Origin of the sequence: Streptomyces crystallinus (assembly GCF_039521265.1) — a bacterium.
Lineage (GTDB): Bacteria > Actinomycetota > Actinomycetes > Streptomycetales > Streptomycetaceae > Streptomyces > Streptomyces crystallinus.
Genome location: NZ_BAAACA010000019.1, coordinates 145,160 through 159,593, shown reverse-complemented (window position 1 = coordinate 159,593; position 14,434 = coordinate 145,160). Strand labels below are relative to the sequence as shown.

Below are 14,434 nucleotides of genomic sequence, written 5' to 3'. Positions count from 1 at the left end.
TGAGTTCTTTGACTTGATCTCTCCGGCTGCGGCCGACTACCTGAGGGGCGCGGGGAACTGCGCGACCAGCCCCCACCGGCCCGCAGACGAACGCGAACCCGGGGTCCGGGGGCGTAGCCCCCGGGAACGCAGATCAACCCATCCCCACCCCCGGAGGGTTCAGGGAAGGGGCGGGGTGGGGGAGATCACCCCCCGGGCCAAGCCCAGGCGTACCAGGTCCTGGGGACGTACCCCCAGCTGGTCCGCCGTACCCCGGACTTCACCCGCACCCCGCTTCAAGATCGCCGCCGCCAACTCCGGCGCGATGACGGAGAAGTAGCTCGACGCTGTCAGCCACGTACGGCCGGGGGCCGCCAGGGCCAGGGCGCCGCCCGAGCCGCCCTCCCCGATCACCAGCGTCGTCACCGGCACCCCCACCCCCGCCACCGCCCCGAAGCACTCCGCGACAGCAGCCCCCTGCCCCTCCCGCTCCGCCGCCGCGTCGTTCGCCGCCCCGGGCGTGTCGACCAGGGTGAGGACCGGCACCCCGAGGCGGTCGGCGAGGCGCAGGAGGCGGGCGGCCGTGCGGTAGCCGGCGGGGCGGGTGGCGGTGCCGGTCTGGGCCGCGTACGCGACCGTACGCCCGTCCCGCGACCCGAACCCGCACAGCATCCCCGCGTCCACACCCCCGCACCGGTCCCCGCTGACGGGGAGGCGGAAGGAGAAGTAGGCGTCCAGATACGCGGCCGCCCGGGGCCGCGACGCCGCGCGGGCGGCCGCCACCGCCTCCCAGCCCGTCCCGGGCAGCTCGGCGCCGCCCAGCGCCGAGGGCACCTCGGCCGGGGCCACCGGGCCGCCCGGCGCCCCGCCGGACAGCAGCCCCAGCCACGCCGACAGCACCCCGCGCAGCTCCGCCACCGGCACCACCGCGTCCACCGCCCCGGCCGCCAGCTGCCCCTCGGCCGTGTACGCCGAGGGGTCCGCGTCGGCGGGGCGGACCCGGGAGCCCGCGAAGCCCACCTGGGCGCCGGGGAGCGCGAGGACCACGTCCGCGCCCGCGCCCAGCGTGGCCCAGCCGCCGCCCGTCGTCGGGTCGCGCAGGACCGCGATCTGCGGCAGCCCGGCCGCGCGCAGCAGCGCGGACTGGCGGGCCACCCGCTGGAGTTGGGTGAGCGCGACCATGCCCTCCTGCATCCGGCTGCCACCGGTCGCGATCAGTGACACCAGCGGCAGCCGCCGCTCCCGCGCCGCCCGGTACGCCGCCTCCAGGCGGTCGCCCGTACGCTGCCCCAACGATCCGCCCAGGAAGCCGAATTCGAAGGCCAGGAGGACGCAGGGGTGGCCGTCGGCCGATGCCAGGCCGTAGACCACCGACTCCGCTTCGCCCGTGCGCTCCCTCGCCCGCGCCCTCGACTCCGCGTATCCCTCCCAGCCGAGCGGGCCCTCTTCCGGGCCCGCCTCCCGCTCCGGCGGGAACAGCTCCGTGAAGTCCGAGGTCGCCGCCTCGATCGCCGCCCGTGCGGTCAGGCGGTCAGCCATTGCCCAGCGCCCGCTTCATGATCTTGCCCATGTCGTTGCGCGGCAGCGCCCGAAGGAAGCGGACCGTACGCGGCCGTTTGTGCGGGGAGAGCTGGGCCGCCACATGGCCCGCCAACTCCTCGGCCGTGGGCGGGGACTGGGGGTCGGCCGCCACCACCCACGCCACGATCCGCTCCCCGAGATCGGCGTCCGGCTCCCCGGTGACGGCGGCCTCGCGCACCCCGGGGTGGTCGAGGAGCGCGTTCTCGATCTCGCCCGCCCCGATCTTGTACCCGCCGCTCTTGATCAGGTCGGTGGCCTTGCGGCCGACGATCCGCACATAGCCGTCCGCGTCCAGGCTCGCCATGTCGCCGGTGCGGAACCAGCCGTCCTCGGTGAAGGCCGCGGCCGTGGCGTCCGGCCGGTTGAGATAGCCGCTGAACAGGTTCGGGCCGCGCACCTGGATCTCGCCGATCCCGTCCGACTCGTCCGCCAGGCGCAGCTCCACGCCCGGCAGCGGCACCCCGACCGTGCCGGGCCGCGGCTCGCCGTCCACCCGTACGCTCGTGTTCATCAGCGTCTCGGTCATCCCGTACCGCTCGATCACCGCGCGGCCGGTCGCCGCCGCGATCCGCCGGTGGTCGTGGACGGGCAGCGCCGCCGACCCCGACACCAGCAGCCGCGCCCCGGACAGGGCCTTGGCCAACTCCCGGTCGGTGTCGAGGGCTTCGGCGATCCGGTGGTACATCGTCGGCACCCCGAACAGCATCGTCGCCCCCGTGGAGAGCTCGCGGGCCACGCCCTCCACCGAGAACCTGCCCAGATGGCGCACCGAGCCGCCGTGCCGCAGCGGGCCGAGGACGCCGAGGATCAGCCCGTGGACGTGGAACAGCGGCAGTCCGTGGACGAGGACGTCGTCCGGGGTCCACGCCCAGACCTCGGCCAGCGCGTCGAGCGTGACGGCGACGGCCCGGCGGGGGAGCACGGCCCCTTTCGGCGGCCCGGTGGTGCCGGAGGTGTAGACGACGAAGGCGGGGGAGTCGGGGCCGGGTTCGGCCGCCGGGGGTGCTGCCCCCGGCTCCGCCGTGGTACGTACGTCGATCCTGGTCAGCGCCTCCAGCGCGGGCGGCAGCGGGGCGTCGGGGGCGGCGAGGACCGCGGTGGGCGCGCTGTCCGCGAGGATGTGCGCCAGCTCGCGCTCGCCGGTCTTCGGGTTCAGCGGTACGGCGGGGACCCCGGCCAGCAGCGCCGCCACCACCCCGACGGCCGTCTCCAGGCTCGGCGTCGCCCAGACGGCGACGCGCCCGGTCCCGGCGAGCCGGCCCGCCAGGGCGCCCGCCACCCCGGCGAGTTCCGCATAGGTCAGGGAGCGCTCGCCGAACCGCAGGGCTTCCTTGCGGTCGGCGGTCCGCAGCGCGGGAAACAGAGGGGACACGGAGAGGGCTCCTCGCAGTCGACGGCAGGTCAGGCAGGAACACCGGCCTTCGGCGCCGGGTCTCCGGACCCTCGCCCTCCGGGCGGACGGCGGGGGTTCGGAAGCAGGCTCCAGGGGCCACGCGAAACCCTACGCGGCGCCGCGATCACGGCAGCGGCAGCGCCACCTTGACGGCGTACAGCGCGACCAGCCCGTAGCCGAAACGGAACGTCCACATCCGGGCCGCGTCGGAGATCCGCGCCCTGGCGAAGGCGCTCGCCGCGACCAGCAGTTGCTGCCAGACGAAGGACGCCGCGAAGACCGCCGCCACGAACACGGCGCCGCTGCCGCCGCCGTGCAGGCTGCTGCCCTGGGCGGTGGTGAGGGCGGTGAAGTAGAGCGCGGTGGTGGGGTTGACCAGGGTGAGGGCGGCGAAGCGGACGAAGGTGCCGGCGGGGGAGGCGGGGACGGCGTCCGGGGCCGTGGGCGCCGCCGGACCGCGCGAGCCCCACAGCCCCCGCCCCGCGATCGCCATCAGCACGCCCGCCGCCACCAGCCGCACCCACGCCTCCACCCCGGACAGCGCCGAGGCCACCCAGGGGCCCAGCGCGGTCGCCACGGCCGCGTACGCGAAGTCGACCACGGCCACCGCCGAGGCCGCCGCGACCGCCCCGCGCCGGTCGCGCATGCCCTGCTGGACGAGCAGCACCCCGACCGCGCCCACGGGCATCGCCACGCCCAGGCCCGCCGCCGCACCCGCCACCGCCGTCGTCCACATCTCGCTCATGGGGGCACTGTCCGGCCACGCCCGCCGGGTACGCGGCCGGATATCGGCGCGGGCTGCGACAATCGCGGTATGGACCGCCTCGACAGGGACATCCTCGGCGCACTGCGGGAGGATGCGCGGATCTCGTACCGCGACCTCGGTACGAAGGTCGGGCTGAGCGCCAACGCCGCCGCCGACCGGGTGCGGCGGATGCGCCGCGAGGGCGTCATCCGGGGCTTCACCACCCTCGTCGACCCCACCGCCGACGCGGGGCCGGGGCTCGTCGTCTTCATCGACGTCAGCCTGCGCCTGGACACCACCAACGAGGAGTTCGAGAAGGTCGCCCTGAAGCTGCCGGGGATCACGGAGGTCGTGCACGTCACGGGCGACCACGACTATCTCGTACGGGCCAGGGCGGCCGATCCGGCGGCGCTCGACGGATTGCTGCGACGGCTGAAACGGGAGGCGGGCGTGGCCCGGTCGAACACCAGGATCGCCCTGAGGGCGGCGTCCGGGCCCTGACGGGGCTCAAGGGCTCTGACCGGGCTCACGGGGCCTGACCGGGCTCACGGACCCCGGCCCGGCCTATACGGGCGACTGCCAGGTCACCGTCGTCTCCGTTGTGCCGTCCTCGGCCGCCCCGTCGTCCGTCACCTCCAGGCGAACCCCCGGGCGCCCGTCCGGCAGGGCCGCCGTCGCGTCGACCGTGACCCGTACGGACGAGATGCCCGGGCGGCGGTGCGCGGCGGCGAGCGCCGTGCGCAGGGCCGCGAGCAGCTGGGTGGCCGCCGGCTCGCCGACGACCGTGTCCACCGCGCCCTCGAAGCGCACCGAGGGGCGGAACCCGAGCAGGGCGCCCGCGCCGTCCGTCTCGCGCAGCACCCGCCCTCGTACGGTCGCGGGCGCCTCGGCGGGCGGCTGCTGAAGGGCGAAGATGGCGGTGCGGACCTCCTGGATGGTGGAGTCCAGCTCGTCCACGGCCCGGGTGAGCAGCTCGTCCGTGTCGTCGCCGGAGCTCTTCACGGCGCGCCGCCGCGTCGACTCCAGCATCATCTCGGTGGCGAACAGCCGCTGGACGACCAGGTCGTGCAGATCGCGGGCGATCCGGTCGCGGTCCTCGTACACCGCGAGGCGCTCGCGGTTGTGCTGGGCGTCGGCGAGCACCAGCGCGAGGGCGGCCTGCGAGGCGAACTGCGCGGCGAGCAGCCGGTCCACTGCCGTGTACGGCTCGGCGCCGCGGCGGCGGGGGAGCGCGAGCGTGCCGATGAGCTTGCCGCCGCTCTGCAACGGCAGCATCATGCTCGGCCCGAACCGGGTCCGTACGTGCGTGGTCATCCGGGGGTCGGTCGCCGAGTCCTCGATGAACACCGGCTCACCGCCCAGCAGTTGCACCAGGACGGGGGAGCCGGGGGCGATGGTCGTGCCCACGATGTCGCCCGGGTCGTCCGGCGCGGAGGCGGCGACGATCTCCATCCCGCCCTCCTCGGTGGGCTGGAGCACCACCCCGGCCGCCGCGTCCGCGAGCAGCCGGGCCCGCTCGGCGACCGTCATCAGCGCGTCCGCGGCCGTCTCGCCGGTCAGCAGCGAGGTGGTGACGGCGGCGGCGCCCTCGATCCACCGCTCGCGGCGCCGGGCCGTCTCGTACAGCCGGGCGTTGCCGATCGCGATCCCCGCCTGCGAGGCGAGCACCCGCAGCAGCGCCAGGTCCTCCTCGGTGAACGGCCCGCCGCGCTTCTCGGTCAGGTAGAGGTTGCCGAACACCTCGGTGTGTACGCGGATGGGGACGCCCAGGAAGGAGCGCATCGGCGGGTGGCCGGGCGGTGTGCCCGAGGAGCGCGGGTCGGTGGTGAGGTCGGCCAGCCGCAGCGGCCGCGGGTCCTGGATGAGCGCGCCGAGCACGCCCGTACGCCCGTCCGGGAGCGCCCCGATCCGCTCCCGCTCCGCCTCGCTGAGCCCGGCCGTGAACAGCTCGGTGAGCAGCCCGCGCTCGGGGTCGACGACGCCGAGCGCCCCGTACCGGGCGTCGGTCAGCTCGGCTGCGGTGTCCACGATGTGCTGGAGGGTGGTGCGCAGTTCGAGCTCGGAGCCGACGCCGAGGACGGCCTCCAGCAGTACGGGCAGGGGCGTCCTGGTCTCGTCGTCCTGCCCCATGTCCGTTCCTCCCCGGCCGCCGGCCGGCTCCGGTGTCCGCTCCGGCGCCCGCCTCACTCGGCCAGCGGGTCGAGGACCATCGGCTCGATCGTGCCGTCCAGCATCGCGCCCAGGCCCAGGATGGCGCAGACGTCCGGGCGTTCGGCGATGGCCACCGGCATGCCCGTCGCCTTGCGCAGCATCTGGTCCAGACCCGGCAGCAGGGCGCTGCCGCCGACCATCATGATCCCCCGGTCCGCGAGGTCCGCGACCAGGTCCGGCGGGCAGTCGCGCAGCACCTTGCCGATGCCGTCGAGGACGGCGGTCAGCGGGGTGTGGATGGCGTTGCGCACGGCCGCGGTGTCGACATGGACCGAGCGGGCGAGCCCGGTGGCGACGTCCCGGCCGTGGATCTCGGTGGAGGCGGGGCCGTGCGGGGTGAGGCCGTTGCCGCTGAGGGCGAGCTGGAGGGGGCGCACGGACTGGCTGGGCAGCATCAGTTCGTGCTGGTGGCGCAGGTGCTGGATGACGGCGTGGTCGATGGCGTCGCCGCCCACCGGGATGCGCTGGGCGGTGACGATCGCGCCGAGCGAGAGCACCGCGATCTGGGTGGTGGCCGCGCCGCACACCATGATCATGGTGGCGGTGGGCTGCTCGACCGGCAGCCCGCAGCCGACGGCCGCCGCGATCAGGGTGTCCACCAGCTCGACCCGGTGGGCGCCCAGCCCCACCAGCGTCTCCACGGTGGCGCGCTGGGCGAGCGGGTCGGCCTCGTGCGGGGTGGAGGCCGCGGCCCGCAGCCGGGGCTTGCGGCGCAGCTGGCGGCGCAGCTTCTCGCCGATCAGATGCCGCAGCATGCGCTGGGCCATCTCGATGTCGACGACGGTGCCGCCGGAGACGGGACGGGCGACGCGGATGTAGTCGGGCGTACGGCCCGTCATCTTCTCGGCGAACGAGCCGACGGCGATGAGCGCGCCGGTTTGGGTGTTGACGGCCGCGACGCTGGGCTCGTCGACGACGAGCCCCATGCCCTTGACGAACACGCGCGTCCTCGCGGCCCCGAGGTCGACGGCTACATGGCAACGGCGCAACTGCTCCAGACTGACGGTCACGGCGATCCTCCCGAGTGGGGTTCTTGATCGAATCGTCGTTCCCCGCGGGGCGGGGCGCGCGCGGGGCTGAGCCGGTCGGGGGTCGGCTGACTGGGTGTTAGGGGGGTGTGGGGCGGGGCCGACCGGGCGACGCGGGGCCGCTTCGCGGCGAGTCGGTGTGTGTGCGGCGCGATTGTCTGCGGGTGCGTGGCGGGTCCCTCGCGCTTCGATTTGGCCCGGCCTTTGTCTGCGGGTGAGTGGCCGGTTGCTCGCGCAGTTCCCCGCGCCCCTAAAAGCCCGTGGCTGAGCTGGTGTTTCCGGCTGCGGCCGACTACCCAGGGGCGCAAGGAAGTGGCGAGGGCCGGGTTGCCTAGGGGCGCGGGGAACTGCGCGAGCAAGCGGCCACGACCCGCAGACGACATGCGAGGGGACCCACCGAGCCGGAGGAAGTGGCTCACGCCGGGTTACCTAGGGGCGCGGGGAACTGCGCGAGCAACCCACCACTCAGCCGCAGACAAAGGCCGGGCGTCGCGGAGCTAGATGCACCACCACAGGAACCGGTTGCACGGCTTCGTGGGGGAAGGGGAGGGGGGCGGCGGCTGCGGCGGAGCCGGGGGCGAGGACGACGTGGACGGCTGCGGCGACGTGGTCGGCAGCGGCGCCCCGTCCGACCCGGTCGGCGTCGGCGTCGGCCCCGCCCCGCTCGCCCCCGTCGTCGGCCCCGTGGCCGGATGCGAGCCGCCCGGCGCCGGGGAGCCGTCTCCAGGGAGGGACCCGCTCGCCGTGCCACCGGGCCCCGGCCGCGTACCCCCGGCGCGCGGATGCCCCTTCCCGTGCCCGTCCCCCGCCGGCACCGCACTGGGCCGCTTGGGCCCGCCCACATCACTGGCGTCCGGCGCCGGCGCGGCCGTCTCCTGCGAGATCTGTTCCTCTTCGTGTACGGACGTGGCCGCGCCCCGGTCGTCCGGCGGCGGCTCCAGCGCGAGCTGCGCCAGCCCCAGCGCGCCGGCCGCGAGGACGACCCCTGCCGAGCCGAACAGTACGAGCCGGCCGCGCCGCTTACGGGCTCGGCGGCGTGGCCGGGCAGCCGCCCGGGGCGGCTCGCGGCGCGCGCGGCGGTGACCGGCGGAGGGCGCGGCCACACCGGATGCGGCGGCCTCGTACACCCCGAGGTCGATGATTTCGGGCTGCCGCAGTTCCTCCGCGGGGGTGCCGCATCCGGCGCAGGCCAGTGCGCCGTTGAGGTGCCGTCGGCAGGCGTGGCAGTAATCCATGGCCAACGGAGGCTATGCGCGCAGCGGTCAACAATTGGGGCCGGGAATGTGTGGATCTTGTGTGGAACCCCTTCTTCCGAGGCGTGTCGGGGCACGAAGTCGGGCGTTCGGTGCGATGTCTGCGGGGGCGGGCAGGATGGGGGCATGACGGACGCGCAGCCCCACCGCTTCGGCCCGCTCGACTTCCAGCTCGTCCTGCTGCGGCGGATGGCCGACCACCAGCCGGAGCTGGTCGACGACGCCCGCCGCGAGCTGGGGGTGTCGCTCGCCGAGATGCGGGAGGCGAACCGGCGCTGGCAGGCGATGACGCGTTCGCCGCGCTCGCGGGGCGCGGCGGCGCGCTACCGCTCGGTGCTGGGCGAGCCCGAGTCCGTGGCCCGGCGTCGGATCGGCGACCTGGAGTGCGAGGCACGGCTGTGGCCGGTGCCGCTGTGGCCGACGCTGCGGTTCGAGGTGCTGGCGGGGCCGGACGGGACGGTGTGGAACGAGTGGCTGGTGCGGGCGCCGGGGGCGGCGGGGCCGGTGCTGTCGACTGTGGCGGATCTGCGGGCGTGGTCGTGCACGGTGGACGAGGCGGCTCGGGCCTTCGCTCCGGCCCGGCCGCGGGAGGGGAGCGCGCCGACGCGGTGGCAGCTGGAACTCACGGTTCCGGGGGGCGGGACGTGTGTGGCGGAGTTCTCGTGGGGCCTGCTGCAACGGCTCCTGCCGTAGTCCCTGCCCGGCCTTTGTCTGCGGGTGAGTGGCCGCTTGCTCGCGCAGTTCCCCGCGCCCCTAGGCAACCCGGCGTGAGCCCCCTTCACAGGCCAGGTGGGCCCCGTGGATGTCGTCCGCGGGTCGTGGCCGCTTGCTCGCGCAGTTCCCCGCGCCCCTAGGTAACCCGTCCCGAGCCACTTCCTCCGGCTCGGTGGGCCCTTTCGCATGTCGTCTGCGGGTGAGTGGCCGCTTGCTCGCGCAGTTCCCCGCGCCCCTCAGGTAGTCGGCCGCAGCCGGAAACCCCAGCTCAGCCACAGGCTTTTAGGGGCGCGGGGAACTGCGCGAGAAGAGGCCACGACCCGCAGACGAACGAGGGTTTCCAGGGGCGCGGGGAACTGCGCGAGCAACCCACCCCTCACCCGCAGACAAAGGCCGGGCCGAAGCAGGGGCGCGGGGAACTGCGCGAGCAACCCACCCCTCACCCGCAGACAAAGGCCGGGCCGAAGCAGGGGCGCGGGGAACTGCGCGAGCAACCCCCCACCCAGTCGCAGACAAAGGCCGGGCTCACTGCCCCAGCATCCTCCGCAGAAGATCCCGCAAAACCCCCCGCTCCTCCGGCGACAGCGACCCCAGCGGCTCCCGGGCGAAGTCCAGGGAGTCGCGCAGGGCCGTCGCGACCTCGCGGCCCGAAGCCGTCGCGGCCGCCAGCTTCACCCGGCGGTCCGCCGGATCGGGGCGCCGCTCCACGAGCCCCCGGGCCTCCAGGCGGTCCACGATCCCCGTGACGTTCGACGGCTCGCACTTCAGCGCCCGCGCAAGCCCCCGCATCGGCACCGGCTCCAGCGACAACAGCCCCAGCACCCGCGCCTGCGCGCCGGTGAGCGCGTGCTCGGCGGCGGCCCGCTCGTACTCCTCGTGGTAGCGCGCCACCACCGAGCCGATCAGGTCGACGACTTCGAGAGTGAGGGCATCCATACGCGTGGCCATGGAACCAGCGTACCGAGTTACTTGACAATCTCAAATATCCAGGAGCATGGTTGTTTCACTGCCTGAAGTAATTGGGCAGCAGTCAGCGAACAGCCCAGAGTGATCAGCCCAGGAGGACGCTCCCCCATGTCCGCACCGTCCGCTCTCCCCGCCACCGGCCGTGAATGGCACCTCGTCGCCCGCCCGCACGGCTGGCCCGTCCCGGCCGACTTCGCGCTGCGCGAGGTTCCCGTCGCCGCGCCCGCCGAGGGCCGGATCCTGGTCCGCAACCTCTTCATGTCCGTCGACCCGTACATGCGCGGCCGGATGAACGACGTGAAGTCGTACATCCCGCCGTTCCAGCTCGACAAGCCGATGGACGGCGGCGCGGTGGGCGAGGTCATCGCCTCCGCCGACGAGCGCTTCGCCGTCGGCGACCACGTGCTGCACGGGCTCGGCTGGCGCGAGTACGCCGACGTGGACGCCAAGCACGCCACCAAGGTCGACGCGAAGCTGGCCCCGCTCTCCACGTACCTCGGAGCCCTCGGCATGCCGGGCCTGACCGCGTACGCCGGCCTGTTCGAGGTCGCCTCCTTCAAGGAGGGCGACGCCGTCTTCGTCTCCGGCGCGGCCGGCGCGGTCGGCAGCCAGGTCGGCCAGATGGCCCGGCTCAAGGGTGCCTCCCGGGTGATCGGCTCGGCCGGCTCCGACGAGAAGGTGAAGTGGCTGGTGGAGGAGCTGGGCTTCGACGCCGCCTTCAACTACAAGAACGGCCCGGTCCGCGACCAGCTGCGCGCGGCCGCCCCCGACGGCATCGACGTCTACTTCGACAACGTCGGCGGCGACCACCTGGAAGCCGCGATCTCCTCGCTGAACGTGCACGGCCGCGCCACCATCTGCGGCATGATCGCGGGCTACAACGACACCGAGCCCACCCCGGGCCCGCGCAACATGGCCATGATCATCGGCAAGCGGCTGCGGCTCCAGGGCATCCTCGTCGGCGACCACGCGGCGCTCCAGCCGCAGTTCGTCCAGGAGGTGGCCGGCTGGATCGCCTCCGGCGAGCTGAAGTACGGCGAGACGGTCGTCGAGGGCGTCGAGAACGGCGTGGACGCCTTCCTCGGCATGCTCCGCGGCGAGAACACCGGAAAGATGGTCGTCTCGCTGGGCGGGTGACCCCACGGGTGAGCCCGCCGGTGACCCCGCTGGTGACCCCGCGAGTACGACCCCTCGAGTGACCTCCGCCACGCCAGTGGAGCCGTGAAGACCTTATCGGATGACTTCCGCCATCCGATAAGGTCTTTCCACATCACGGCTGTCGTGGGCGCGAGCGGCCGGGAACGAGCAGGAGGAGCACCCAGCATGTCCATCCAGCAGTCCGACGTTCTGTACACCGCCGTCGCCACCGCCGAGAACGGCCGGGACGGCCGGGTCGCCACCGACGACGGCGCGCTCGACGTGGTCGTGAACCCGCCGAAGGCGATGGGCGGCAGCGGCGCGGGCACCAACCCGGAGCAGCTGTTCGCGGCCGGTTACAGCGCCTGCTTCCAGGGCGCCCTCGGCGTGGTCGCGCGCCAGGAGAACGCCGACATATCCGGCTCGACGGTCACCGCCGAGGTCGGCATCGGCAAGAACGACGAGGGCTTCGGCATCATCGTCAAGATCTCCGCGACCATCCCCCGGGTGGACGCGGCCACCGCGCGCGACCTCATCGAGAAGGCGCACCAGGTATGCCCGTACTCGAAGGCCACGCGCGGCAACATCACGGTGGACCTCGCGGTCGCCTGACCTTCGCGCAGTACGGACGAAGGGCCGCACTCGGCGGGGTGCGGCCCTTCGCCGTACCCGGACGCGGAAATTGGCCGTACAGGAGGGGCGGTTACCGGCCGATAGAGTTCGGCCATGCGTGATCTCGGGGCGGGCTTCGGTTATCTGGTCAAAGGGCAGCGATGGGTCACCGGCCACGGCCGGTCACTGGGAGTCGGACTGCTGCCGGGCCTGGTCACCCTGGTCCTGTACGCGGCGGCGCTGACCGGGCTCGCCTACGGCGCCGACGACTTCGTCGGCTGGGCGACCCCGTTCGCCGACGACTGGTCCTCGCCCTGGCTGAGCCTGTTCCGGGGCTTTCTGACGGCGCTGGTCTTCGCGTTCGGCCTGTTCCTCGCGGTCATCACCTTCACGGCGGTGACGCTCCTGGTCGGGCAGCCCTTCTACGAGAAGCTGTCCGAGGACGTCGACCGGGCGGAGAGCGGCGGCGAGGCTCCCGAGTCCGGTCTGCCGCTCTGGCGCGAGCTGTGGATCTCCGCCCGCGATTCCGTACGGGTCCTGACGCGCGTCGCCTTCTACGGCGTCGTCCTCTTCGCCCTCGGCTTCCTTCCGGTCGTCGGCCAGACCGTCGTCCCCGCGATCGGCTTCTGCGTCTCCGGGTTCTTCCTCACCGAGGAGCTGACGGCGGTGGCGCTCCAGCGCCGTGGAGTGGAGCTGGCGGACCGGCTCGCCCTGCTGCGTACGCGCCGGCTGCTCGTCCTCGGCTTCGGCGTCCCGCTCACCCTGGCGTTCCTGGTGCCGTTCGTGGCGGTGTTCCTGATGCCGGGCGCGGTGGCGGGGGCCACGCTGATGGTGCGCGACCTGCGGGAGGAGACGGTCGCGGAACCCCGGCCGGAGCCCGAGCCGCAGCCGGTCACCGGCGGCCCGACGGGCTGATCTGCCCGGCGACCACCCGCAGTTCGGCGAGGAAGGCGGCCACGGCCGGGGAGTCGGCGCGGCCGTGCGGGGTCGCCGCGTGGACCGCCCGGTGCGGGACGTCGTCCGGGTGGACCGGTACGAGCACGATGTCCGCGCGGACCGAGTCGGCGGCCAGGGCGGGCAGCAGCGTCACGCCGAGCCCGGCCGCGACGAAGCCCTGCTTGGCGATCCAGTCCCGTACGACCAGGGTGGTGCGCGGCCGGAACCCGGCCTCCAGGACCGGGCGCATCAGGGTGTCCTCGGGGCGGGTGCTGCCCGCCACCCACTCCTCGTCGGCGAGCTCGGCCAGCCGCAGCCGCTCGCGCCCCGCCATGGGGTGGTCCTTCGGCAGCGCCACGAACATCGGCTCGTCCAGCAGATGCCGCAGCGCACAGCCGTCGAGGGCGCGCCCGGCGGTGGCGCTGACCACGGCGATGTCCAGCTCCCCGGCGGCGAGCAGCGCCAGGTGCTTGACGGAGGGCCCTTCGGTACGGGCGATCGTCACTCCCGGGTGGCGGCGCCGGAAGGCGGCCAGGGCGCGCGGGAGCAGTGCGGCGTCGGCGGTCGAGAACGCGCCCACGCGCAGCAGTCCGCCGTCGAGCGTGCGCAGCGCGGACAGCTCGGCGCGGGCGGCGGCCAGCCGGTCCCGTACGGCCTCGGCGTGCGGCACCAGCACCCGCCCGGCCTCGGTGAGCCGCACCCCGCGCGCCAGCCGGTCGAAGAGCACGCTGCCCAGCTCGTCCTCCAGCGCCTGGATCTGCCGGGAGACGGCGGACTGGGTGTACCCGAGGGCCTGGGCGGCGGCGGTGAAGGAGCCGTCGGCGGCGACGCGGAGGAAGACGTCGTAGAGGCTGTGGCTGCTGCTGCCGGCATGCGGGGTGTGCGGGGTGCGCGGGGTGCGCGATGCCGGGCTATGCGGTGGTGTCATGGCTGCCATGCTAGACATTCGCTTGTGGCATGGGCAGGGCTCTTCGTAACGTCGTGGGCATGACGACGAACGAGACGAAGATCGCGTTTCTGGGGCTGGGCAACATGGGTGCGCCGATGGCCCGACGGCTGCTCTCGGCGGGGTACGGGCTGACGGTCTGGAACCGTACGCCCGCCCGGGCCGAGGCGCTGGTGGCCGACGGGGCGGTGGCCGCCGCGAGCCCCGCCGAGGCGGTCCGGGACGCCGATGTGGTGATCACGATGCTGGCGGACCCGGCGGCGGCGCTGGCCGTAGCGGAGGCGATGGTTCCGGCGCTGCGGGCGGGGGCGACGTGGATCGACACGTCGACGGTCGGCCCCGACACGGTCCGCGAGCTGGCCTCCCGGCTCCCCGGCGGTGTCGCCTTCGTCGACGCGCCGGTGATGGGCAGCGTGGACCGGGCGGCGACGGGCGAACTCCTCATCCTCGCGGGCGGCGAGACGGCCCCCGTGGCCGGGCTGCTGGCGGAGCTGGGGTCGGTGACGCGGTGCGGGGCGGTGGGGACCGGGGCCGCGCTGAAGCTGGTGCTGATCAGCGGGGTGATCGGTGGGGTGGCGTTGGTGGCGGAGTCCATGCGGTTGGCGTCCGCGCTGGGGCTGCCGGAGGAGCTGACGCGGTCGGCGCTGGGGGCGAGTCCGTTGGGGGGTCTGGTGGGGCGGCTGTACGCGACGGAGGCGTACTTTCCCGTGTCGCTGGCGGAGAAGGATGTGGCGCTGGCGACGGGGGTTCTGGGGGAGCTGCCGGTGCTGGAGGCGGTGGGGAGGGTGCTGGGGGAGCGGGCGGACCTGGTGGACGCGGACATCTCTGCCCTCCGGGATTGATCCCCATCCCCACCCCTTCCCGAAAGCCTTCTGGCAGGCGGCCGAGTGGCGGGTCGAGGCGGGCTACCGGGGGCTTCGCCCCCGGACCCCG

General features: G+C 74.2%; 14 protein-coding genes. 6 read left to right on the top strand and 8 right to left on the bottom strand.

The genetic code is table 11. From position 1 onward, the window contains the following. Positions 1 to 159: 159 nt before the first annotated feature. The 3 genes from ABD236_RS18105 to ABD236_RS18095 form a co-directional block, all read right to left on the bottom strand. Positions 160 to 1,518, bottom strand: a complete 1,359-nt coding sequence (locus ABD236_RS18105) for a carboxyl transferase domain-containing protein (protein WP_344074793.1) — start codon at positions 1,516 to 1,518, stop codon at positions 160 to 162. Then, on the bottom strand, positions 1,511 to 2,932 hold the full coding sequence (locus tag ABD236_RS18100) for an acyl-CoA synthetase (protein ID WP_344074792.1): 1,422 nt from the start codon (positions 2,930 to 2,932) through the stop codon (positions 1,511 to 1,513). Before ABD236_RS18100 ends, ABD236_RS18105 begins: the two co-directional genes overlap by 8 nt. Positions 2,933 to 3,077: 145 nt before the next feature. Continuing rightward, on the bottom strand, positions 3,078 to 3,698 hold the full coding sequence (locus ABD236_RS18095; RefSeq protein WP_344074791.1) for a lysine transporter LysE: 621 nt from the start codon (positions 3,696 to 3,698) through the stop codon (positions 3,078 to 3,080). A gap of 69 nt (positions 3,699 to 3,767) precedes the next feature. Between ABD236_RS18095 and ABD236_RS18090 the strand changes: the two genes are divergently transcribed. Then, on the top strand, positions 3,768 to 4,199 hold the full coding sequence (locus ABD236_RS18090; protein ID WP_344074790.1) for an Lrp/AsnC family transcriptional regulator: 432 nt from the start codon (positions 3,768 to 3,770) through the stop codon (positions 4,197 to 4,199). Between the two features lie 63 nt (positions 4,200 to 4,262). Here ABD236_RS18090 and ABD236_RS18085 read toward each other — a convergent pair whose 3' ends face one another. The 3 genes from ABD236_RS18085 to ABD236_RS18075 all read right to left on the bottom strand — a co-directional run bounded on the left by ABD236_RS18085 (position 4,263) and on the right by ABD236_RS18075 (position 8,172). Then, positions 4,263 to 5,828, bottom strand: a complete 1,566-nt coding sequence (locus tag ABD236_RS18085) for a GAF domain-containing protein (protein WP_344074789.1) — start codon at positions 5,826 to 5,828, stop codon at positions 4,263 to 4,265. Positions 5,829 to 5,881: 53 nt separating this feature from the next. Beyond that, positions 5,882 to 6,919 (bottom strand): rod shape-determining protein, encoded by a 1,038-nt coding sequence (locus tag ABD236_RS18080; RefSeq protein ID WP_344074788.1) that lies wholly within the window; start codon positions 6,917 to 6,919, stop codon positions 5,882 to 5,884. A 515-nt stretch (positions 6,920 to 7,434) separates the two neighbouring features. Next, positions 7,435 to 8,172 carry an SCO2400 family protein gene (locus ABD236_RS18075; protein ID WP_344074787.1) on the bottom strand — a complete coding sequence of 246 codons (738 nt, stop codon included), beginning with the start codon at positions 8,170 to 8,172 and terminating at the stop codon, positions 7,435 to 7,437. 144 nt (positions 8,173 to 8,316) lie between these two features. Here ABD236_RS18075 and ABD236_RS18070 point away from each other — a divergent pair, with 144 nt between their 5' ends. Beyond that, the gene (locus ABD236_RS18070) at positions 8,317 to 8,883 is read left to right on the top strand and encodes a hypothetical protein (RefSeq protein ID WP_344074786.1); all 567 of its coding nucleotides are present in this window, start codon (positions 8,317 to 8,319) and stop codon (positions 8,881 to 8,883) included. A gap of 546 nt (positions 8,884 to 9,429) precedes the next feature. On the opposite strand, the gene ABD236_RS18065 is transcribed toward ABD236_RS18070, so the two are convergent. Continuing rightward, positions 9,430 to 9,852: a MarR family winged helix-turn-helix transcriptional regulator gene (locus ABD236_RS18065; protein ID WP_344074785.1), complete on the bottom strand. Its 423-nt coding sequence runs from the start codon at positions 9,850 to 9,852 to the stop codon at positions 9,430 to 9,432. Between the two features lie 126 nt (positions 9,853 to 9,978). Here ABD236_RS18065 and ABD236_RS18060 point away from each other — a divergent pair, with 126 nt between their 5' ends. The 3 genes from ABD236_RS18060 (at position 9,979) to ABD236_RS18050 (ending at position 12,534) form a co-directional block, all read left to right on the top strand. Then, on the top strand, positions 9,979 to 11,007 hold the full coding sequence (locus tag ABD236_RS18060; RefSeq protein ID WP_344074784.1) for an NADP-dependent oxidoreductase: 1,029 nt from the start codon (positions 9,979 to 9,981) through the stop codon (positions 11,005 to 11,007). Positions 11,008 to 11,193: 186 nt separating this feature from the next. Then, complete coding sequence (locus ABD236_RS18055; RefSeq protein ID WP_344074783.1) at positions 11,194 to 11,619, top strand: organic hydroperoxide resistance protein; 426 nt, start codon at positions 11,194 to 11,196, stop codon at positions 11,617 to 11,619. Positions 11,620 to 11,733: 114 nt separating this feature from the next. Beyond that, a complete protein-coding gene (locus ABD236_RS18050) occupies positions 11,734 to 12,534 on the top strand; it encodes an EI24 domain-containing protein (protein ID WP_344074782.1) in 801 nt (266 codons plus the stop codon). Here ABD236_RS18050 and ABD236_RS18045 read toward each other — a convergent pair. Further along, a complete protein-coding gene (locus ABD236_RS18045; protein ID WP_344074781.1) occupies positions 12,512 to 13,483 on the bottom strand; it encodes a LysR family transcriptional regulator in 972 nt (323 codons plus the stop codon). The two genes, ABD236_RS18050 and ABD236_RS18045, sit on opposite strands and share 23 nt — an antisense overlap. Before the next feature lie 59 nt (positions 13,484 to 13,542). Here ABD236_RS18045 and ABD236_RS18040 point away from each other — a divergent pair, with 59 nt between their 5' ends. Continuing rightward, complete coding sequence (locus tag ABD236_RS18040; protein WP_344074780.1) at positions 13,543 to 14,343, top strand: NAD(P)-dependent oxidoreductase; 801 nt, start codon at positions 13,543 to 13,545, stop codon at positions 14,341 to 14,343. Positions 14,344 to 14,434: the final 91 nt, after the last annotated feature.

Coding starts and splice junctions, on each gene's coding strand:
- ABD236_RS18105 (WP_344074793.1), bottom strand. CDS start 1,518: ATGGCTGACCGCCTGACCGCACGGGCGGCGATCGAGGCGGCGACCTCG.
- ABD236_RS18090 (WP_344074790.1), top strand. CDS start 3,768: ATGGACCGCCTCGACAGGGACATCCTCGGCGCACTGCGGGAGGATGCG.
- ABD236_RS18070 (WP_344074786.1), top strand. CDS start 8,317: ATGACGGACGCGCAGCCCCACCGCTTCGGCCCGCTCGACTTCCAGCTC.
- ABD236_RS18045 (WP_344074781.1), bottom strand. CDS start 13,483: ATGACACCACCGCATAGCCCGGCATCGCGCACCCCGCGCACCCCGCAC.
- ABD236_RS18040 (WP_344074780.1), top strand. CDS start 13,543: ATGACGACGAACGAGACGAAGATCGCGTTTCTGGGGCTGGGCAACATG.
- ABD236_RS18050 (WP_344074782.1), top strand. CDS start 11,734: ATGCGTGATCTCGGGGCGGGCTTCGGTTATCTGGTCAAAGGGCAGCGA.
- ABD236_RS18095 (WP_344074791.1), bottom strand. CDS start 3,698: ATGAGCGAGATGTGGACGACGGCGGTGGCGGGTGCGGCGGCGGGCCTG.
- ABD236_RS18060 (WP_344074784.1), top strand. CDS start 9,979: ATGTCCGCACCGTCCGCTCTCCCCGCCACCGGCCGTGAATGGCACCTC.
- ABD236_RS18075 (WP_344074787.1), bottom strand. CDS start 8,172: ATGGATTACTGCCACGCCTGCCGACGGCACCTCAACGGCGCACTGGCC.
- ABD236_RS18085 (WP_344074789.1), bottom strand. CDS start 5,828: ATGGGGCAGGACGACGAGACCAGGACGCCCCTGCCCGTACTGCTGGAG.
- ABD236_RS18055 (WP_344074783.1), top strand. CDS start 11,194: ATGTCCATCCAGCAGTCCGACGTTCTGTACACCGCCGTCGCCACCGCC.
- ABD236_RS18065 (WP_344074785.1), bottom strand. CDS start 9,852: ATGGCCACGCGTATGGATGCCCTCACTCTCGAAGTCGTCGACCTGATC.